The organism is Nitrospirota bacterium (assembly GCA_016219645.1).
Classification (GTDB): domain Bacteria; phylum Nitrospirota; class Nitrospiria; order Nitrospirales; family Nitrospiraceae; genus Palsa-1315.
In genome coordinates this window covers 142,826-162,240 of record JACRLR010000067.1, presented here as the reverse complement: position 1 = coordinate 162,240, position 19,415 = coordinate 142,826, and the positions used below count along the sequence as shown (strand labels likewise).

The following is a 19,415-nucleotide window of genomic DNA, read 5'->3' as shown; positions in this document are numbered from 1 at the left end:
GCCATCCGCCTGAGTTCCTTCACACTCATGATGACCCTGTCCTCTCTGACCATCCGGCCCTCCTTGTGAGGGCGGGCAGTCTATCAGTGAAGAGGACATTTCTATCTTGGCGAAAGCGGACATTATCATTTTGGGATTACAGCCAACGCCCGTGGCTCCGAGTTGCATTCGCCCACCTGCAATGCTAAAGCGATAGTATGCGAATTGTCTTCATGGGCACTCCGGATTTTGCGGCGACCTCTCTTGATGCCCTGTTGAAATCGGACGATTCCGTTGTTGGTATCGTCACGCAACCGGATCGTCCGAAAGGGCGCGGGCAGGTCCTCACGCCGTCTCCGGTAAAACTGCTGGCCCAAGGAGCGAAGATTCCTCTGCTCCAGCCGCTGAAGATGAAGGATCCTGAATTCCTCCAGACTCTCGCCGGGTGGAAACCGGACCTGATTGCGGTCGCAGCGTTCGGACGTATCCTGCCTCCGGCTATCCTCTCGCTTCCCCCACTCGGCTGTGTCAATGTGCATGGCTCCCTTCTTCCCAAGTATCGCGGGGCTGGTCCGATCCAGTGGGCCATCATCAACGGCGAAACGGAAACAGGTATTACGACCATGCTCATGGATGAGGGAATGGATACCGGCGCGATGTTACTCCAAGAGGCCATCCCCATTACGCCAGACGATACCGCCGGCACCCTCTCGCCCCGACTGGCTGAGCTTGGAGGCAGACTGCTGGTCGAAACGATTGTCCGAGTCAAGGCCGGTACCCTCGTGCCACGACCGCAAGATCCTTCACGCGCAACCCTGGCGCCGCTGCTGAAAAAGGAAGATGGTGTGATTGATTGGGCTTTGCCGGCGACGGCTCTGGCCAACCGGGTCCGCGGCCTCTCTCCCTGGCCCGGAGCCTATACAACCGTAGCGGGAGGTGACCGTTGGGTGATCTGGCATGCGCGAGCGCTTCCAGGGCCTGTGACAAGACCTCCTGGTACGATCATCGCCGTGACAACCGAAGCGATTCACGTCTCCACTGGGGAAGGAGTCCTTGCCGTGATGGAGTTGCAGCCGGCTAATAGTCGTCGCATGGCCGTATCTCAATACTTGTCAGGCCATCCCGTTGCCACTGGAATGCAGCTAGGGGGAACAGCTCTCGTCTAAAGGTCTGTCTAGTCTCTCTCGTCTGTCTGGTCCTTCTGATTACTCTCATGCAACCAAACAAACCAGACAGACCGAACAGACCAGACAGACCAGGTTCGTCTTCTATGGCTTCTGGTGCTCGATCCCCATTCATTACCCAGACCGCACCATCAGCCCGTACGGTCGCCCTTTCGTTGCTGGTGGAGTCGGTTAAGAGTGAGGAGGGGGTCGATGTTCTGTTGGATCGTGTCCTTGCGCGATGCTCATTCGACAGTAGGGAACGGGCTCTCACGATGGAGCTCACCTATGGTGTCTTGCGGCGGCTTGCGACCATCGACTGGCGACTTGAGCCGGTTCTGGATAAGCCACTTCCCCGCCTTCCTGTTGTCGTACAGATGCTGCTCCGGCTTGGCGCCTATCAACTCCTCTTCCTCGATCGTATCCCCCAGTCTGCTGCAGTCAACGAATCGGTCAACCTGGCCAGAATCTTTGCTGGCACAGTTGGGCGGGACTGGAGCAGCTTTGTCAATGCGGTCTTGCGCGGGCTCTTGCGCCATACGCCTCAGCCCTGGCCGAGCATGGATCATCATCCCGATCACGCCCTTGCTGTGCGGTACTCAATTCCAGACTGGCTCAGTCGCCGATGGGTGGAACGTCTGGGCCTGGTGACTGCGGAAGCAGCCTGCGAAGGAGTCAGCCTTGCGCCTCCGATGACACTTCGAGTGAATCAGCTGATCACGACCAGGGGCGTACTCCTTGAAAAATTTACACGGGCCGGTATTGCGGCCAAGCCGACCAGCGTAAGTCCGTTCGGTATCGTGATTGAAGAGGGAGCCCCTGTGCCCTCTCTCCCGGGATTTCAGGAAGGGGCTTTTTATGTTGAAGACGAAGCAGCACAGCTGATTCCCCCTCTTCTCGATCCTCAGCCCGGTGACATCGTCCTCGATGCCTGCGCGGCGCCGGGAGGAAAATCGACCCATCTGGCCGATCTGATGCAGAACAAGGGGATCATCTACGCCGTTGACCGAAAAGGAGCCCGTCTGGATCTGCTGCGAAGCAATTGTCATCGACTCGGAGTTCGGATTGTCGTGCCGATTCTCGGCGATATTCGACAGCGACATGAATGGATTCCCGCGACGAAGGCTAGAGTCGGTGAACCATTTGTGGATCGAATATTGGTGGATGCGCCTTGCAGCGGGCTCGGTGTATTGCGGCGACATCCGGAAGCGAAGTGGCGGAAGGGCGAGCAGGTCCTCCCACGACATCAATCGCTCCAATGTCAAATCCTCAAAGCGGTTGCCCCATGCTTGCGGCCCGGCGGGGTGCTGGTCTATAGTACCTGCTCGACGGAACCGGAAGAAAACGAAGACGTCATCGAGCGATTCTGCCGTGCCCATGAGGAGTTCCAGTGCGAATCCGTCGTCTCATGGTTATTGCCCGCGGCGCAGGGGTTCGTCACTGAACGAGGCGCCCTCTCAACAATGGGAAACCGGTACTCGATGGACGGCTTTTACGCAGCGCGGCTGAGGAAGGTCTGATGATGGCACGCTCCACTCTCATTGCGCCTTCGATCTTAGCTGCTGACTTTGCCAGACTGGCCGACGAAGTGGCGGCAGTGGAACGTGCGGGGGCCGACTTCCTGCACATTGATGTCATGGACGGGCATTTCGTCCCGAATTTGACCATCGGACCGCCGATCGTGGCGGCGCTCAGAAAAGTCACCAAGTTACCCCTCGACGTCCACCTCATGATCACGAACGCCGATGCCTTTATTGCGGATTTCGCCGAGGCGGGAGCCGATTATCTCACGGTTCACGTGGAAGCCTGTCCACATCTCCATCGCACAGTACAATCGATCAAGGAGCGAGGCGTCAAGGCCGGGGTGACCCTGAATCCTGCCACCTCGCTCAATACAATCATGGAAATTCTCCCCGAGGTCGATATGGTCCTGATCATGTCGGTCAATCCCGGCTTCGGAGGTCAACAGTTTATCGCCTCCTGTCTCCCGAAGATTTCTTCGGCTCGTGCCATGATCGATCGGGCTGAAAGTCACGCATTGCTCGAAGTGGACGGAGGCCTGAAGATCGACAACGTGGCTCAAGTGTTAGCTGCAGGAGCTGATGTCCTGGTTGCAGGGTCAGCCATCTTCTCCAGTCAGAACTATGCCGAGACGATCGCGGCCATGCGCGCAGCCGGCCAACATTCCTCCAGGACGCCGAAGCGCGTCTCCGCTCACTGATAGGCCTCTCGGGTGGATATTTCTTCCCTCATCGATAGCCTGCACCCCCTGGAAGTCAAAGTACTTTCGACCTTTGTGGCGAAGCCCGACGCGGTGCTTCGAACGGAACAGTTGTCGCAGTCCACCGGGTTGGAACCTTCGCAGTTGAGCATGGCAATCGAATGGTTACTCGCCAAATCATTACTCACCGTCGATACCGAGACCGTGACACCGAATGTCTCGCTCACCAAAATCGGCGAACTCTACTTTGAAAAGTACTCGCCGATCGAGCGGGTGCTGTCTGCGGCTCGCGATGCGGCTAAAACAGGCAAGCGGCTGACCATTCAAGACATTCAATCCCGGGAAGGACTTGAACCGGAGGATGTGAGCGGTGCGATCGGACGCCTCAAGAAAGAGGGCGCGCTCCTGATCATTCAAGGCGGCTGTGTCGAAGCGACCGGCCGGCCGAGCCAGACGGCGGAAGCGATGCGGGGACTGCTGCAGCAGCTCCGTGGAGCGCCGCGAGATCTGCAGGCATTTCCCACGGCACAACAGCAGGTCATTCAAGACCACTCCGTCAAGCGGGGGAACGCGCGGGAACCCTTCCGTATCGATGATCGGGTGACCAGATCGTTCAAGCTGTCCGATGCCGGCATAGAAGCCGCCCAGCAGCTCTCCCGGCAAGGGACTGCAGCGGAAGTCTCCCAGCTCACGCCCGAATTGCTGAAAGACGGGAGCTGGCGGACGAAGCGTTTCCGTAAGTACACGATCAGTCTCCGCGCGCCGCGCATTGCTCCGGGCAAAAGGCATCCCTATCGCGAGTTCCTCGATACCGTCAAGACCAAACTCGTGAGCATGGGATTTCAGGAAATGCGGGGCTCTCTCGTGGAAACCGAGTTCTGGAACATGGACGCCCTCTTCATGCCGCAGTTCCATCCGGCACGCGACATCCACGACGTCTACTTTGTCAAGGAACCGACTCATGCCTCTTCGATTGAGGAGCCGTTCTTGTCCAGGGTCGCACAAGCGCACCAGCGTGGCGGTGAAACCGGTTCAACCGGCTGGAACTATCTGTTCAACGCGGAGCGCGCGTGCCGGCTGGTCTTGCGGAGCCAGGGAACTGCCGTCTCGGCCCATACGTTGGCGGCTCAACCGGATGTGCCGGGAAAGTATTTTTCCATCGCCCGGTGTTTTCGCTACGATCAGGTGGATGCGACTCACGCGACTGATTTCTTCCAGATAGAAGGGATCGTGCTCGGCGAAGACATCAACTTTCGCACGTTGCTCGGCCTGCTGAATCTCTTTGCCCGTGAAGTCGCGCAGGCCAAAGAAGTCAAATTTCTTCCGGCCTACTTTCCTTTTACCGAACCCTCGGTCGAGCTGCACGTGCGCCACCCGAAGCTCGGATGGATGGAGCTGGGAGGAGCCGGGCTGCTACGGTCTGAGGTCACCATTCCACTGGGCGTGAGCGTTCCAGTGATTGCATGGGGATTGGGGCTCGATCGCATGGCGATGGTGGCGCTCGGCATTCACGATATTCGAGAGTTATTCACCGACAATCTGGATCTGATACGCTCCACCAGGGGGGCCGTCTAGCCGGTCTGGTTTATTTAGTTTATTTGGTTTGTCTGGTTTTTTTGGTTGAACGAGACTAACCAGATGAACCAAATAAACAAAACAAACCAGACAGACCGGAGTTATCCCATATGCCCACCATTACTATTTTCAAACAGGATCTCGAGGGATTGCTCACAGGGCCGGGCGAAGCTTGCCAATTGCTCACCATGGAGCAACTCGAAGAATCGTTGATGCTCGTGAAGGGTGAGTTGAAGGGGCAGAATCCCGACACCGGCGAACTGCGCATTGAGCTGCAAGACAGTAATCGCCCCGATCTCTGGTGCTGCGAAGGGATCGCTCGACAGCTTCGGCTGAAGCGGCAGGGTTCCCTCGTGAAGTACAGTTTTCTGAAGGCACCGCCGAAACCGGCAAAGCGGTTGGATGTGGCCCCCGGTCTGGAGGGGATCAGGCCCTATATAGCCGCTTGTACTGCGACGGGCTACCGTGTGACCCAGGAGGGCCTCACTCAGCTGATACAGACACAAGAAAAACTCGCCGAAATGTTCGGTCGTAAACGCAGGACCGTATCAATCGGACTCTATCGACTCGCGGCAATCGAATTTCCTGTCGCCTATGATTTGGTGAAGCCGGACGAGGCCACCTTTACCCCGTTGGGCATGGACACGGTGATGACGCTGGGGGAGATGCTGCTCGTCCATCCCAAGGGTCTGGAGTTCGGCGGGATTCTCGCGGGACAGAATCGCCTGCCCTATCTGCGCGATGCGAAGAATCAGGCCCTCTCCTTTCCTCCGATCATCAATAGTCGGGAAGTCGGAGAAGTGCTGGTTGGAGACGACGCTCTCTTCGTCGAAGTGACCGGCACCGACCTCTCGATGGTCGTCCTGACTCTCAATATCTTTGCGGCCAATCTTGCGGATCGTGGCGCTGTGATCGAGCCGATCGAAGTACGGTATCCCTATAAGACAGCTCTGGGCAAGGCGGTCATCACTCCGCAAGATCTCGGTAAGTCACGGAAACTTCCCGTCAGCACAATCGAACAGGCCCTTGGGCAGGAACTCGGCGCGCACGACGTCGCGAAGTCCCTCACGGCCTATGGATATCAGGTGACGACCAGTGGTAAAGCGGTGAAAGTGACGCCTCCGTTCTATCGGCAGGATCTGATGCACGCGATGGACATCGTCGAAGATGTCGCGATCAGCCGCGGGTACAGTGACTTCCTGCCGGTGATGCCCTCGCAGTTCACGGTCGGTGGATTGTCACGTATTGAGGAATTCTCCGACCGTATCAGGGCGCTCATGGTCGGCATGGGCTTCCAGGAAATCATTTCCAATATTCTCGGCTCGCCCCAGGATCTCCGTGATGCGATGCGACTGGAAGGAACCGAGTGGGGAAAACTTGTCGAGGTGGACAATGTGATGTCGCAGACCTTCTCAGCACTTCGACAATGGATGCTTCCTTCGTTGCTTCGGGTAGAAACCGCATCGAATAGGGCGTTTTATCCCCATCGACTGTTCGAAGCAGGTGAAGTGGCACGTCCGGATCCTACACAGTCTGTTGGGTCGCGCACTGTGACACTGCTCGGCGGGATGATCGCCCACGCCGATGCGCATTTTTCTGAGGCCCACTCCTGTCTGGACACGTTGTTCTACTATGTGAACCAAGCTTACAGCCTGGAACCGATCCAGCATCCTTCATTTCTCGCTGGACGAGTCGGTGGCATCGTATCTGGCGGGATACAAGTCGGTGTGATTGGGGAACTGCACCCAGAAGTTCTGGAACGATGGCAGATCGCGGTTCCGGCTGTTGCGTTTGAAATCGACCTGACAGAACTAGCAGGACGCTGAAAAAGTCCGCCAGCAGGGGACGGGATGGCCTGGTTGGTCCCCCGTGCTCACGGAACCCCCACGATGAAACAGTGGTCGTTCGACGTGCGCAGTGGGGGACCAAGCCAGGCCACCCCTTGAAGGAGGTAACGAGCAAGCTAGAGCTATCGTTATGTGCTCGCTGCGGCCTTGCCTGGGCCCTGACGCGTCTCGGCGCGTCAGGGTTGGGTGGGTGAGAAGTCTGGACTTTTTGAGCATCCTGCTAAGCCCTATCCCAGCCACTCTTTCGAAGGGAATATCGCGAGTAGCTTCACTTACGCCCTGGCGGGAGCAAGTTGCTGCTTGGCGAGTCCGACCAGTTGCTCAAACCCCGTGGCATCCTTAATTGCCATATCCGACAGGACCTTCCTGTCCAAGAGGATATTGGCCTTCTTCAGGGCATTGATAAACCGGCCATAGGTCAGTCCATGCGCCCGAACTGCCGCATTGATGCGCGCAATCCACAGCGCACGGAAATCCCGTTTCCGATTTTTCCGTCCCGTATAGGCGTATGCCTGACCTTTATCGACGGATTCTGTCGCGGTGCGGAAAAGCCGGCTCTTCCCTCCATACTGTCCTTTGGCCAGTTTCAGCCGCTTCTTTCTCCGATGTCTTGTTTTGGGGCCACCTTTTGCGCGAGGCATGAGTCAGTACTCCTTTAAGTTAACGCGATTCACCCAGTCTAATTTATTTGTAGGGCAATAAACGATCCAGCGCCTGGATCTTGGTCTTGTCCACAAGAACTGTGCCGCTCAACCGACGCTTCCGATCCTGTGTCTTGCTGGTGAGGATATGGCGCCTTCCCGCCTTTCGCCTGACCAACTTTCCAGAGCCGGTCCTGGAAAACCGTTTTTTGGCGCCACTATGGGTTTTCATTTTTCTTTTCATGATCAGTGATTCCTTTGGTTCATAGCGGGCCGCTTGTCTTACTTTGGCGCAACGATCATGATCAAGCTCCGCCCTTCCATGCGTGGGGCGTACTCGATCGTGCCTACCTCTGCCAACTCTGCGATAACCGTATTCATGAGTGTTCGGCCCATCTCCTGGTTTGCCATTTCACGACCGCGATAGGTCAAGAGAACTTTTGTCTTGTTCCCATCGGCCAGAAAGCCCTTAATCTGTCGAATCTTGATCTCCAAGTCATGCTTATCTGTCCGGGGGCGCAACTTAATTTCCTTCACCTGCGTCGACTTTTGATGGCGCCGGTTCTGGTGTTCCTTCTTGCTCAGCTCAAACTTGTACTTCCCGTAGTCCATAATGCGGCACACGGGAGGCACCGACGTCGGGGCAACCTCGACGAGGTCATAGCCATTTTCCTGTGCCTGTTTGAATGCATCCGCCGTGAGGAGAATGCCCAGCTGTTCACTATCCGGACCAATCACTCGGACTTCGCGCACCCTGATTTCCCGGTTAACTCGTAATTTGGGGACGATAGGCCACCTCTTTCTATTGTGTCATTGTCCGTTGCCGCTCTGTCGGCTTGAGGTCCGCACGGAGCAGATCGAGCGCTCCCGCAATAGTCATGCTGCCGAGGTTTGCTCCGCTCCGGCCCCGTATGGCCAGAGTTCCGTTCTGCACTTCCCGGTCGCCGACTACGAACATAAATGGGATCTTCGCCTTTTCCGCTTCTCGAATTTTGAGCCCGATTTTTTCATTCCGAAGGTCAGCCTCGGCACGGAATCCCGCAGCCTTGAGTTGAGTCACAACTTCTGCAACGTAGGGCCGCTGATTGTCCGTGATCGACATGACCATCGCCTGAACCGGGGCAAGCCAGGTTGGGAAGGCGCCGCCGAAATGCTCAATCAAAATGCCGAAAAACCGTTCAATCGATCCCATCAAGGCTCGATGGATCATGATCGGTTGATGAACTTTTCCGTCTTCCCCAATGTAGCCTAATTCGAACCGTTCGGGATTATTGAAATCGACTTGAATCGTTGAACATTGCCAGGATCGCCCCAGGGCATCTTTGATTTTTATGTCGATCTTCGGTCCATAGAATACGCCTTCCCCCGGATCGATCTGGTAGGCGACTCCTCGTCCCTTCAGCGCTGCTTCAAGCGCGCTTGTGGCTTGCGCCCACCGCTCTTCCGAGCCGACGGACTTTTCCGGCTTCGTCGAGAGGTACACTTCAAATTCGGCGAACCCGAAGGTTCCCAGGATAAAGAACGTGAAATCTAAGACCTGGCTGACTTCGCTTTCAATCTGATCGGGCCGACAGAACAGGTGGGCGTCATCCTGTGTAAAGCCGCGAACCCGCAGCAGACCGTGGAGGACGCCTGTCCGTTCGTACCGATAGACGGTCCCCAATTCGCCATAGCGGATGGGGAGGTCTCGGTAACTCCGTAGATGCGACTTGTAGATCATGATGTGGAACGGGCAATTCATCGGCTTGAGCTGGTACTCGCTATTTTCGACCTTCATGGGTGCGAACATGTTGTCGCGGTAATAGTCGACGTGGCCGCTGGTTTTCCAGAGATCTAACCGGGCAACGTGGGGGGAGTACACCAGTTCGTACCCATTTCGAATATGCTGATCGCGCCAAAAATTTTCGATCAACAGCCGGATTGTCGCGCCCTTTGGATGCCAGAGCACGAGCCCTGGACCGATTTCATCCTGGATCGAAATCAAATCGAGCTCTTTACCGACCTTTCGATGGTCTCGTCGCTTAATCTCTTCTAACCGCGCGAGATGTGCATCGAGTTCCGCTTGAGTGGGAAAAGATGTCCCATAGATCCGCTGCAGCATCGGATTGCGTTCGTCACCGCGCCAGTAAGCTCCGGCCGTGTTCAGAAGCTTGAATGCCCCGACATGGCCTGTCGTCGGCAGATGGGGGCCTCGGCAGAGATCGGTGAATTCCCCTTGGCTATAGACTGAGATGGTCTGCTCATCCGCCAGTCCCTGAATCAACTCGACCTTATAGGATTCCCCCCGCTCTTGAAAAAACCGCACCGCTTCTTGCTTCGACAATTCTGTCCGCTTCACAGGGAGAGCGCGCTTGATGATTTCTTTCGCTCGCGCTTCAATTTTTTCGAGATCCTCCGGGGTAAAGGGACGCTCAAACGCGAAATCGTAAAAGAACCCCTCTTCTAGAGCTGGGCCAATCGTCAATTGCGCCGTGGGAAAGACCTCTTTGACGGCCTGCGCCATAATATGAGTGCTGCTATGGCGGTAGACCTCACGGCCCTCTAGACTGTCGAATTGCAATGGAATAATTTCAGCATCTTCCGTCAAAATGCTTGAGAGATCTACGGTTTGGCCATTCACCTTTGCCGCAAGAATGTCCGGCTTAGAGACCAGGCCCAGAGCTGACAGAGCAGACCCAACGGTCTGGCCGGCTGGAATCTCACGACTGCTGCCATCTCTAAGCGTAATTTTCATGCCCTATTTGATTTCATCAAGCGCCAAAAACAACAATAGTCCCCCCCGCCTCCAAGAGGCAAACGAACACCCTCACCTGGATGGTAGGCGCGGACGGTCTTGAACCGTCGACCTCTACCGTGTCAAGGTAGCGCTCTCCCCCTGAGCTACGCGCCTACCGGTTCGGAGGCGCATGCTAATATAGCCCTGCCCAATGTGTCAAGAAACGGCTCGTCCAGGCTCCTAGACAATCTTCAACGTATCGAAGTTGACTCCTGGGGAGGGCGGCGGTGTTTTCAGTTTCATGTCCTCCATCGCCTCTACGACTCGACCGGCGACCACAAGGTTTCGATACCATTTCCGGTTAGCAGGCACGATATACCAGGGAGCATGAGCGGTGCTTGTGGCAGCCATCATATCTTCGAACGCAACCATGTACCTGTTCCACAGTCTCCGTTCTTCAAGATCCCCTTCGTTAAATTTCCAGCGTTTTTCTGGATCGCGCACGCGTTCCTCCAAGCGCTCCTTCTGTTCCTTCTTCGAGATGTGGAGAAAAAATTTGAGAATAGTCGTCCCATTTTCCGTAAGCAGTTCCTCAAACTCCTTGATCTGCTCGAACCGACGCTCCACCACCTCGTCTGATACCCAACCATGCACGCGAGTGATCAGCACATCCTCATAATGCGACCGGTTGAACACCCCTATCTGCCCTTTCGCCGGGACTTCTCTATGTACGCGCCAGAGAAAGTCATGGGCCAGTTCTTGGGAGGAAGGCGCCTTGAACGACACAACCTTACAGCCCTGAGGATTCACGCCGGACATCACACTGCGGATCGTGCCATCTTTCCCGCTGGTATCCATGCCTTGAAGGACGATCAATAACGCCCGTGCGCTGTTGGCATAGAGACGCTCTTGCAGCTGACTGATTGTGGCAATGTGCTTATCCGTCTCGGCCTTTGCAGATGCTCTGCCGTCGTCGTCTTTCTTGTAGTTGCCGGTACCGTCTGGGTCGTGCTGCTTCAGAGATAACTTGCGGCCTATCTTCACACGATACTGTTTCATGAGAACCTGCTTTCTTCTCTCACTCAGATACAGAGCAGGGCGGAGATGGGTCTGTCTGGTCTTTTCGGTCTATCTGGTCTATCTGGTTTGGAGAATCGGATAACTAGACAGAGCAGACAGACAAGAGAGACCAGCCGGGTCTTGCATTTCACAAACGACGAGCTTTGTTGCGGCTCAATCCTGCGAGCCGGTCAATGAGACGTCATAACCAAAGCACAAAAGAGAAGGAGCGCACCCATGAGGTCACGTGCACTACCCTCTCTTTTGCTTGCCGGACATACGATCTGACGATCGTGCGATGTTACCTGACGGCTGACTTCAAGATCTTCCCTGCCGAGAACTTGGGGACTTTGGCTGCAGGGATCCGAAGCGCCTCACCGGTTCTAGGGTTCCGTCCGATCCTGGCTTTTCGCCTGGCAACCGTAAAGGTTCCAAAATTCACCAATGAAACGCGTTGTCCCTTTTTCAGGGAGGTGGTCACGGCTCCGGTGAAAGCCTGCAACGCAGTGCCTGCTGCAACCTTGGTAATACCAGCCGATGCCGCCATCTTTGCAATCAACTCTTCTTTCGTCATCATGCCCCTCCTGTTATTGGGTTAAACTACTCAACTCTTTGTTACCACGCTCGCTGTACCCCACCACATGACATGAGTCAGGCCTCCCGTATCTTCACAGTCCGACTCCGTTTCACGGGAATATGCAAATCATGGATCTTCTTCCTGAGAGTATTGCGATTTAAACCCAGCAGTTCTGCTGCCTGAATCTGATTGCCCTTGGTCTCCTGAAGAGCTCTGGTGATCAAGGGACGTTCAATGGCGGTGATCAACATCGGATGCAGGTTGCGTCCTGAACCATGTCGCATCCCCTTCACAAAATCTCCCATCTTCCATTCAAGATAGTCCTCAAGCGACAGAGCGTCTTTCCCGTTCGGTCGAGCTGAATTCTGCCGGACCATCATGTGCATGAACCTGGAGGCTCGCTTCAGTACGGTTCGAGAACCGGTGATGACCATGGTATGTGACAGATCGATGTTGGGAGGATTGGTGCTGGTTCTATCGGATGAGCCCGGTTTCAACTCGACGATCACCGCATCAAACGATCGACGCATCATGTCCTTCGACAGCGCGGACATATCTTTCGCCACAGTCACAGACACATCTTTGAAGGCCTGTTTGAACTGGCTCTGGATCTCCGGATCACCGCTGAGCACCAACATACTGAAACCAGATGACGTAGGCGACATGAACGTTCCAGAAGAAAAGGAAAGAAGAGGTGCGGATTATTGCCCAGGGCCAATTTGATGTCAATGAGGAAAATGTCTGGCCAGCCTCTTACGGGCACAGGGAACAGGATGTGGGCATTTCGCCGCTTGCGCTTTTTCGCTCCCACGGGCATAGTGCGGGCAGCAAACCTCTTGCGTGGAGGCACTGATGGGAAGACGACTAACGGCAGAAGCGGTCGGCACGTTCTGGTTGGTGTTCATAGGCTGCGGGAGCGCGGTCTTGAGCGCCTCAATCCCACAGCTCGGCATTGGGGTCTTTGGGATCGCGTTCGCCTTCGGGGTAGCCGTAGTGACGGCGGTCTACGCCTTTGGCCATATCTCAGGCTGCCATATCAATCCCGCCGTCACCGTGGGCCTGATGCTCAGTAAGCGGTTCCCCGCGCACGAGGTTCCTGGCTACATTGCCGCACAAGTGATCGGTGCGATCCTCGGCGGTGGTCTTCTCTATCTCATTTGCACAGGGCGGGAGGGCTTTGTGCCCGGAGGCTTTGCCTCCAATGGCTACGGCGACCACTCTCCGGCCGGCTATTCGCTGCTGGCCGGCTTCTGCGCTGAGACGGTATTTGCCTTTTTCTTCCTTCTCATCATCCTGGGCTCGACGGACAGCAGGGCACCGCAGGGCTTTGCACCCCTGACAATCGGGCTGGCGGTAGCACTCATCAATTGGGCCGGTATCCCGGTCACGAATCTGTCCCTGAACCCCGCACGCAGCGCCGGCAGCGCCGTCTTTGCGGACGCGTGGGCTCTGCAGCAACTCTGGCTCTTTTGGGTCGCCCCTATTCTCGGAGGCGCATTAGGTGGGCTGGTCTATCCCCTTATGGCCGGCAATCCGAAGAAACCCTAGCTGGCTGTTGACAAAGTCCGCCAGCGGCGTTCCCTGCCTCCGCCGAAGCGCTTCGCGCAGGCAGGTCGCCGCGCTCAGAGGCTCAACGTACTACTAAAGAGTACGCTTCGCCTCTTTGCTTGCTGCGGCCTTGCTGGACGGCCTTTCTGAACAGCCTGCTAAGTGGGCCGGTTCAACGGCGCCGCGCGACTCTGGCTTGCGGCACGTTTACGGCAGGGAGGGCACATCCTGGGCGCAGCGGAAACCGACGTTGGGTTCATGTTCTGCCGGATCACCTTTGGTGCGGAAGGTCGAGCGTAGTCGGTAGGGGGTATTGGTATAGGATCCGCCCCGCTGAACTTTCGTCGTGCCCTCAGCCGGACCGTGCGGATTGATCGCGGGAATCTTCTTGTAGTATTCCTCGTCGTACCAATCGATCGTCCATTCGTAGAGATTGCCTGCCAGGTCCTGGACACCGTAGGGGCTTTGCCCCTTCTCACGATGGCCGATGGGCGAGACCGTCTCAGCACCTTCATTCAAACCGAACACTGCCTGTGCCGGTGTCGGGAGATCGTTGCCCCAAGGATAGATTCTTCCGTCGGTCCCCCGCGCAGCTTTTTCCCATTCGGCTTCGGTCGGTAACCGTTTCCCCACCCAGAGGCAATAGCCGATCGCTTCCATCCAGTTGACCCAACGTACCGGCTGATCGGCTTGGACGACCGGGGTCTCTCGGTCTCCGAACCCCCAAGGGGGTTCACTGTGAATCGCCTCGACGAACTTGGCAAACCTTCCGTTGGTCACCTCAAATTTATCGATGTAATAGCTGTCGAGGAACACGCGATGAACCGGCTGCTCGTCGTCATCGCCCTTATCGCTCCCCATGGTGAATTCCCCGGAAGGAATCAGGACCATGGAGGCTCCATCATGTCCGACGATCTCGGCCGGAAGCGACGGAGCAGTGGAGGACTTGTGATTGGTTCCCGGATGTCGTTTCTCCAACGGCTTCCCCTCATTTGAGGCCCTGTGCGGTTTGGCCGGTGTTAGAACCGGTTTTGGCTTGACCAGGAACGTGTCATCAGGCTGTGCGAGGCCGTTGGTGATCCAGACGACCGATAACAGGCTGATTAGCGCCGCAGGAGCCATCAGTCGCGCCCACAACCTCATGTGCGATCCTCCATTCGGCCACTTCAGCGCAGGTTGATCGTCTATTTTAATCCGATAGAGTACCCAAAATCATGAAGACAAATCCAGCATCGAGTGCGACCGCCAGAGCAATGGAGGCCACCCCCCACCGAGACATCGGCTGGCGCCGACCGCTGAAAGCAACCTGCCCCAGCAAGTAGCAGGCATGTTACGCCGACATGGGGGAGTGTCCGGTTGAGATTCCAGAGGCCAAACCGCATCTACGTTTGTGTCGATGCGATCGTCCAGCCGGACATAAGACCCCCCGGTCAGATGGCCGAGGGGCTGGTTGGTGGAGGCGCCGGGAGTTGAACCCGGGTCCGAAGACCTTCAGTACAACGGATCTACATGTGTAGCCGATCGTTTTAATTTCGCGGCCACCCACGCCCATCGGCTGGCTTAGACTGGCCGCTAGCCCAGTATTGTCTCATCCTCAGCCGCTGAGCACCGGCTTTGGACCAGCCCGCTGTATCGCGCTCCGACCACCCCCGCGGGCCTCAGGTGGAGGAACGTCGCAGTTAATTAAGCTGCGAGTGCCAGTTCTTGATTGGCAGTTACATTTTCCCGGAGGATTTACGAGACCCCGAGAGCTCGACATGCACCGCTGACCTCAGTATCCCCGTCGATACCGGTCGCCCCCTTTCTTGTCAGGATGATGAAAATGGTCTCCAGCGGCGTTCTCGCTTCTTCGCGCCCTGCGACGTACGTAAAACTGTACGCCTCGGGTGCTCAGTCGCTCGGGCCTTGCTGGAACCCATTTTGATCATCCTGCAGGTTCCAGCTTTGGTTACCAACCATCATCTAATAAGCCGTACGCACTTTCTTAGATGCTCATGATACCGCACAGGTCAAGGAGATGCTAGGGAGGGGTTAGAATTGACAGGTCATAGCAAAGTTACATGAACTTGCGGCGTTTGAAGGCTTTGATATCTTTTGCCGTCAATTCAAACCATTCACCATTACCACGCTTGCAGTGACCAGGCTTGTCGCAGCAGCGGATCTACGATTGCAGCAGAACCGTCATGCGCTCTTGAAGCGGGTCACTTTGGCAAACACAATCGCCGCGAAGGGGAGCGCCAGGCCCAGGAGCAACTGAGCGATCAACAGCGAGCCGAGGTGACTATAGTCGGCTGGCGTTTGAATGACGCCGGAGGCCTGATCACGGACTTCCCGAGCCACGACATAGATTTCGTTCAGGTATTTGGTGCCAAGCTGGCTCAACGACAAGGCCAGATTCGTAAATGACGCCATCACGGCAAAGAAGGTGGCTTTCAAGTTCGCAGGAGCGCTGTTCGCAATCCAGGCGAGCATGGGAATCATCGAGATCTGACCGAGCGGCGATTCTAACGCCGTATCAACCAGCGCAATGAACCGTGCATCGACAACCCCTCCAGTAATGCTCGCCGTCCATTCGTGCAGACCATAGAACATGCTCACGATCGGAAGGGTCAGAATGGTTCCGATCACCGTCAGGAACCCCACGACATAGGCAATCGACCGCTCTGCCATGAAGCGCCGAAAGACGAACATGCCAACCAAGGTAAGCGTGCTGCCGATCAGCGAGAGGACGGAGAGGAACTGCTGATCGAATTTGAGCTGGTCGATCATCCACCAGGTCGTCCCCGGCCCGGTCCCAGGAATCGCCCGGAAAATAAAGACCACGACCGCTGTCCCGACCAGCGTGAATCGCTTGTCCGGCTCCAGCTCTCGCACCAGTCGAGCCATCAAGAACAGGACGATGGCCATGGAGCCGACAAAGACAATTTCTGCGCTATACGAGAAGCCGCCGAATCCGACGGTCAGTGTGAACAGGACAAAGCCAAGACTTCCGCCTAGAATCCACCAATTGGGCTTCGTCGTCTCCTGTGTTTCATCACGCGCAGTGACCATCTGCCCTGCTTGCCCAGCGGGAAACCCTTGTTGAAGCAGTCGGCTCTTGTGTTTCAGGCGGAGTATCCAGGCCAGCCCGACACCGAGAACTGATATGAATGGAATGACCAACGCCATGAGATACACCTTTTGGTAGAGCCACACGACCTCTGCCTGCGGAAGTCCATCTACCCCTGTGAAAACATATACGTTGATCAACGCCACAATGATGCCGCCACCGACGATCGCCACACGACCGAGTGTCTGCATCGTGGTGTGCATGAGCTTGAGGGTCGGCTGGTCGAACGGCTGCCCACGATCGTCGACGCGAGGAACTGCCTCAACCGTCATCGCATCCGCGACTGCATCTTGCACCACGTAGCCGATCGGCCCAAGCAAGGTGCTGATCACATACCAGACCTCCGCAGGCAGGAAGGAAGTCATCGCTTCGCGACTCCCGATCAAGGCCGCCATGATACCGAGACTGGCCGCCAAGAGCCCGGCTCCGAGGCCTACAAGCCAACCTTTCCAGCGCCACAAAAGATCGACGAGATGTCCGATCGGCATCTTGAGCGCCCAAGGAATACCGGCCCAGAATCCCAGCGCCGCGAGGAATGACGCGGAGAGGCCTAAGTAGTCTTTCACGAAGAAGGTGCCGACAATCCCAGTCAGGCCGGAGATGCCATAGGCCATGTAGACCATGAGCGGCGGCAGATAGGAGAGCCGCATTTCACGGCCCAGGGAAAGAATATTGCTGTCGATCCACTGAGCCAGATGCGTGAACATCGCTATGAGATGACGTTGCCGGGCTGGCGACGTTCGACCAGCGCCCTGAGGTGCGCGCGCATCTCCTCAGCCGGCAGGCGCGTCCGGCCACCATGCCCGGCCAGCACCCATTCGAAAGGGTGGTCGAGAAGTTTCTGGATGGAATCTACGAGGACATGTCTCCTCCAAACCAGCCTGGTCGGAGCACCCAATCTCTTCTGCACAGAGTCCCACCAGAGGTGATCGCCCGTGAAGAGGAAGGTATTCTTGTAGAGAAGGGCCATGCTTCCCGGGGTATGGCCCGGCACGGGAATGATCCGAAACTGCGGCATGACCTCTTTGCTGTCGGCCCCCTCAATAACCCATTCTGAATCAGGAGCCCCTTCGAGGTCCGCTCGATGAATGATCCGTTTCGCGCCGAAGTGTGCAGCATACCTTTCTGCATCGGCTACATCGTCTTTATGGGTGAGAAAGATGTACGCGATGCCACCCTTCTGTTCGAAGGCCTCGACGAGATGTTTGAGGTAGCGTGGTGAATCGATCAGCCAGTTGCCGTCCGGATGTTCGATGAAGAAGCTATTCGCGCCAAACGATTTTTCTGAGTTGAAGCCACAGTACGAGACACCGCCCTCCAGATGGAGCGGAAAGCTCGCCATAGCGTCCTGCACTCGCACCTTGTCGCTCTGCTCGGCCCCGATTGCACCGACCGGGCAGGCCAGGAGCGCTTGATAGGCCTGTTGAACAGGTCCATGATCGGTCGGTTGTTTGGTGACCGCGGAAAAACTACCGACTTCCTCAAAGCTCGCCGGCGCGAGCTGGCGACACGTATCGCAATTGATGCAGGTCGCATCGACAAAAAAATTCCCTGCGACATTGGAGTCGAGCCGTTTTTGCTCGTCAGCCATTGTACAACCTCTAAAGTCGAGCCTACAGGATGCGGAAAAACTCAGTCTGAGCCCGCAGGATGCTCAAAAAGGCCAGACTTCTCACCGACCCAGCCCTGGCGGTTATTCCACCCTCCCACCCTGAGTCTGCCAAGACAGACTCTTCACCCATAGACGCGCCTTTTCCCAAGCAAGACCGCAGCGAGTGATCAAAGACAATCCTCCCAAGCTCGCTCGTTACCTTCTTTCAAGGGGTGACCTGGCTTGGTCCCCAACTGCGCACGTCGAACGACCACTGCTTCATCGTGGGGGTTCCGTGAGCACGGGGGACCAACCAGGCCACCCCTCTCCCTGCTGGCGGTCCTTTTCAGCATCCTGGTTCCTTCGCACGATCGGCTATCCGCCAGAGATACCAGGCTGCGGCGGTGCGGTAAGGCCTCCATCGCTCACCATATCGTCGCACCTCTTTCGGCATCGGTAGCGAACGCCGGCCATAGGCGATGCGGAACCCTTTGCGCACACCGAAATCATCAACCGGAAGGACGTCCGGTCGTCCCAGTTGGAAAATCAGGAGCATTTCGACCGTCCAACGGCCAATCCCACGGACCGCGATGAGCCGTTCGATGATCGTTTCGTCATCGAGCGCTCGAATGATCACTCCCGCCGGCACGGTACCGTCCAATGTTTTGGCAGCCAGATCGCGAAGTGCTGCAACCTTGGCTTGTGAGAAGCCCGCACTGCGAATCGCCTGCTGGTCCATCGCAAGCAGATCGTCCGGTCGAGGAAACCGGCGCATCGGACACAAAGCTACGAACCGGCGGAGTATACTCTCCGCCGCATGTTCGTGCAGCTGTTGATAGGCAATCGCCCGTGCCAACGATTCAAACGGCGACCGGCGCGTTCGCGGCGTCAAACGAAAGGGCCCGATGTCCCGAATCACACGCTTCATGACCGGGTCTGTCTTTGACAGATACCTGGTCTCTACTGTCTGTCGATCCATCCGAGAACCCGGGCCTAAGGTTTATCTTGGGTCAAGATCGCATCGGCCTCGATTTCGACCAACATGTCCGGATCAATCAGCCGTTTGACCTCCACCATCGTCGTCGCGGGCCTGATCGAGCCGAACACTTCACCATGGGCCCGGCCGACGTCCTGCCATTGATCAATGTTTACCAGATACATACGCGTTCTGACCACATCGGCAAGCGAGGCTCCCGCCTGCTGGAGCGCCGATTCAATCGTCTTCAACGTTTGAATCGTCTGTGCATAGGGATCTCCCTTGCCCACCAAGCCGGAGGGCGTCATCGCCGTCGAGCCGGATACCTGTACTGAGGTTCCGACTCGTACTGCTCGAGAGTACCCAAGCTTGCTCTCCCACGGACCACCAGTGGAAATATTCTGCCGTCCCAT

The 19,415-nt window shown here is 56.6% G+C and carries 18 protein-coding genes, 1 tRNA gene and 1 other RNA gene; 6 read left to right on the top strand and 14 right to left on the bottom strand.

The genetic code is table 11. The annotated features are described in order from the left end of the window. Positions 1 to 197: 197 nt before the first annotated feature. The 5 genes from HZB34_17775 (at position 198) to pheT (ending at position 6,764) form a co-directional block, all read left to right on the top strand. Entirely contained in the window at positions 198 to 1,145 is a 948-nt protein-coding gene (locus HZB34_17775) for a methionyl-tRNA formyltransferase (protein ID MBI5317812.1), read from the top strand. Between the two features lie 104 nt (positions 1,146 to 1,249). Continuing rightward, positions 1,250 to 2,662, top strand: a complete 1,413-nt coding sequence (gene rsmB / locus HZB34_17770) for a 16S rRNA (cytosine(967)-C(5))-methyltransferase RsmB (protein ID MBI5317811.1) — start codon at positions 1,250 to 1,252, stop codon at positions 2,660 to 2,662. A 2-nt stretch (positions 2,663 to 2,664) separates the two neighbouring features. After that, entirely contained in the window at positions 2,665 to 3,363 is a 699-nt protein-coding gene (locus tag HZB34_17765) for a ribulose-phosphate 3-epimerase (protein ID MBI5317810.1), read from the top strand. A 12-nt stretch (positions 3,364 to 3,375) separates the two neighbouring features. Next, entirely contained in the window at positions 3,376 to 4,938 is a 1,563-nt protein-coding gene (locus HZB34_17760) for a phenylalanine--tRNA ligase subunit alpha (GenBank protein MBI5317809.1), read from the top strand. Between the two features lie 110 nt (positions 4,939 to 5,048). Further along, positions 5,049 to 6,764: a phenylalanine--tRNA ligase subunit beta gene (gene pheT, locus HZB34_17755; protein ID MBI5317808.1), complete on the top strand. Its 1,716-nt coding sequence runs from the start codon at positions 5,049 to 5,051 to the stop codon at positions 6,762 to 6,764. A gap of 293 nt (positions 6,765 to 7,057) precedes the next feature. Here the strand turns inward: pheT and rplT are convergent, their stop codons facing one another. From rplT to HZB34_17715, 8 genes are all read right to left on the bottom strand, one after another. Continuing rightward, on the bottom strand, positions 7,058 to 7,426 hold the full coding sequence (gene rplT, locus HZB34_17750) for a 50S ribosomal protein L20 (GenBank protein ID MBI5317807.1): 369 nt from the start codon (positions 7,424 to 7,426) through the stop codon (positions 7,058 to 7,060). 43 nt (positions 7,427 to 7,469) lie between these two features. Then, on the bottom strand, positions 7,470 to 7,670 hold the full coding sequence (gene rpmI, locus HZB34_17745; protein ID MBI5317806.1) for a 50S ribosomal protein L35: 201 nt from the start codon (positions 7,668 to 7,670) through the stop codon (positions 7,470 to 7,472). 38 nt (positions 7,671 to 7,708) lie between these two features. Then, the gene (infC, locus tag HZB34_17740) at positions 7,709 to 8,215 is read right to left on the bottom strand and encodes a translation initiation factor IF-3 (GenBank protein MBI5317805.1); all 507 of its coding nucleotides are present in this window, start codon (positions 8,213 to 8,215) and stop codon (positions 7,709 to 7,711) included. A gap of 13 nt (positions 8,216 to 8,228) precedes the next feature. Continuing rightward, positions 8,229 to 10,160 carry a threonine--tRNA ligase gene (gene thrS / locus HZB34_17735; GenBank protein ID MBI5317804.1) on the bottom strand — a complete coding sequence of 644 codons (1,932 nt, stop codon included), beginning with the start codon at positions 10,158 to 10,160 and terminating at the stop codon, positions 8,229 to 8,231. A gap of 81 nt (positions 10,161 to 10,241) precedes the next feature. Then, positions 10,242 to 10,316: transfer RNA gene (locus HZB34_17730), tRNA-Val, on the bottom strand. A gap of 66 nt (positions 10,317 to 10,382) precedes the next feature. Continuing rightward, complete coding sequence (locus HZB34_17725) at positions 10,383 to 11,201, bottom strand: polyphosphate kinase 2 family protein (protein ID MBI5317803.1); 819 nt, start codon at positions 11,199 to 11,201, stop codon at positions 10,383 to 10,385. Between the two features lie 301 nt (positions 11,202 to 11,502). Then, positions 11,503 to 11,775, bottom strand: coding sequence for an HU family DNA-binding protein (locus tag HZB34_17720; protein MBI5317802.1), 273 nt, complete (start codon positions 11,773 to 11,775; stop codon positions 11,503 to 11,505). Positions 11,776 to 11,852: 77 nt separating this feature from the next. Continuing rightward, positions 11,853 to 12,443 carry a hypothetical protein gene (locus tag HZB34_17715; GenBank protein MBI5317801.1) on the bottom strand — a complete coding sequence of 197 codons (591 nt, stop codon included), beginning with the start codon at positions 12,441 to 12,443 and terminating at the stop codon, positions 11,853 to 11,855. A gap of 184 nt (positions 12,444 to 12,627) precedes the next feature. Between HZB34_17715 and aqpZ the strand changes: the two genes are divergently transcribed. Further along, positions 12,628 to 13,326 (top strand): aquaporin Z, encoded by a 699-nt coding sequence (gene aqpZ, locus HZB34_17710; GenBank protein MBI5317800.1) that lies wholly within the window; start codon positions 12,628 to 12,630, stop codon positions 13,324 to 13,326. A gap of 207 nt (positions 13,327 to 13,533) precedes the next feature. Here the strand turns inward: aqpZ and HZB34_17705 are convergent, their stop codons facing one another. From HZB34_17705 to HZB34_17680, 6 genes are all read right to left on the bottom strand, one after another. Beyond that, positions 13,534 to 14,469, bottom strand: coding sequence for an SUMF1/EgtB/PvdO family nonheme iron enzyme (locus tag HZB34_17705; protein MBI5317799.1), 936 nt, complete (start codon positions 14,467 to 14,469; stop codon positions 13,534 to 13,536). A gap of 308 nt (positions 14,470 to 14,777) precedes the next feature. Beyond that, positions 14,778 to 15,127: a transfer-messenger RNA gene (ssrA, locus tag HZB34_17700) on the bottom strand. 380 nt (positions 15,128 to 15,507) lie between these two features. Next, complete coding sequence (locus HZB34_17695; protein ID MBI5317798.1) at positions 15,508 to 17,142, bottom strand: hypothetical protein; 1,635 nt, start codon at positions 17,140 to 17,142, stop codon at positions 15,508 to 15,510. 2 nt (positions 17,143 to 17,144) lie between these two features. Then, a complete protein-coding gene (locus HZB34_17690) occupies positions 17,145 to 18,026 on the bottom strand; it encodes an MBL fold metallo-hydrolase (protein MBI5317797.1) in 882 nt (293 codons plus the stop codon). A 346-nt stretch (positions 18,027 to 18,372) separates the two neighbouring features. Beyond that, complete coding sequence (locus HZB34_17685; protein ID MBI5317796.1) at positions 18,373 to 19,005, bottom strand: DNA-3-methyladenine glycosylase 2 family protein; 633 nt, start codon at positions 19,003 to 19,005, stop codon at positions 18,373 to 18,375. A gap of 14 nt (positions 19,006 to 19,019) precedes the next feature. Beyond that, the gene (locus HZB34_17680) at positions 19,020 to 19,415 is read right to left on the bottom strand and encodes a RidA family protein (protein ID MBI5317795.1); all 396 of its coding nucleotides are present in this window, start codon (positions 19,413 to 19,415) and stop codon (positions 19,020 to 19,022) included.

Bases quoted from the DNA above. Each gene is read 5' to 3' on its own strand.
- HZB34_17775 (MBI5317812.1), top strand. From the start codon at position 198: ATGCGAATTGTCTTCATGGGCACTCCGGATTTTGCGGCGACCTCTCTT.
- rsmB (MBI5317811.1), top strand. From the start codon at position 1,250: ATGGCTTCTGGTGCTCGATCCCCATTCATTACCCAGACCGCACCATCA.
- HZB34_17765 (MBI5317810.1), top strand. From the start codon at position 2,665: ATGGCACGCTCCACTCTCATTGCGCCTTCGATCTTAGCTGCTGACTTT.
- pheT (MBI5317808.1), top strand. From the start codon at position 5,049: ATGCCCACCATTACTATTTTCAAACAGGATCTCGAGGGATTGCTCACA.
- rplT (MBI5317807.1), bottom strand. From the start codon at position 7,426: ATGCCTCGCGCAAAAGGTGGCCCCAAAACAAGACATCGGAGAAAGAAG.
- rpmI (MBI5317806.1), bottom strand. From the start codon at position 7,670: ATGAAAAGAAAAATGAAAACCCATAGTGGCGCCAAAAAACGGTTTTCC.
- thrS (MBI5317804.1), bottom strand. From the start codon at position 10,160: ATGAAAATTACGCTTAGAGATGGCAGCAGTCGTGAGATTCCAGCCGGC.
- HZB34_17725 (MBI5317803.1), bottom strand. From the start codon at position 11,201: ATGAAACAGTATCGTGTGAAGATAGGCCGCAAGTTATCTCTGAAGCAG.
- HZB34_17720 (MBI5317802.1), bottom strand. From the start codon at position 11,775: ATGACGAAAGAAGAGTTGATTGCAAAGATGGCGGCATCGGCTGGTATT.
- HZB34_17715 (MBI5317801.1), bottom strand. From the start codon at position 12,443: ATGTCGCCTACGTCATCTGGTTTCAGTATGTTGGTGCTCAGCGGTGAT.
- HZB34_17705 (MBI5317799.1), bottom strand. From the start codon at position 14,469: ATGAGGTTGTGGGCGCGACTGATGGCTCCTGCGGCGCTAATCAGCCTG.
- HZB34_17695 (MBI5317798.1), bottom strand. From the start codon at position 17,142: ATGTTCACGCATCTGGCTCAGTGGATCGACAGCAATATTCTTTCCCTG.
- HZB34_17690 (MBI5317797.1), bottom strand. From the start codon at position 18,026: ATGGCTGACGAGCAAAAACGGCTCGACTCCAATGTCGCAGGGAATTTT.
- HZB34_17685 (MBI5317796.1), bottom strand. From the start codon at position 19,005: ATGGATCGACAGACAGTAGAGACCAGGTATCTGTCAAAGACAGACCCG.
- HZB34_17680 (MBI5317795.1), bottom strand. From the start codon at position 19,415: ATGGGACGGCAGAATATTTCCACTGGTGGTCCGTGGGAGAGCAAGCTT.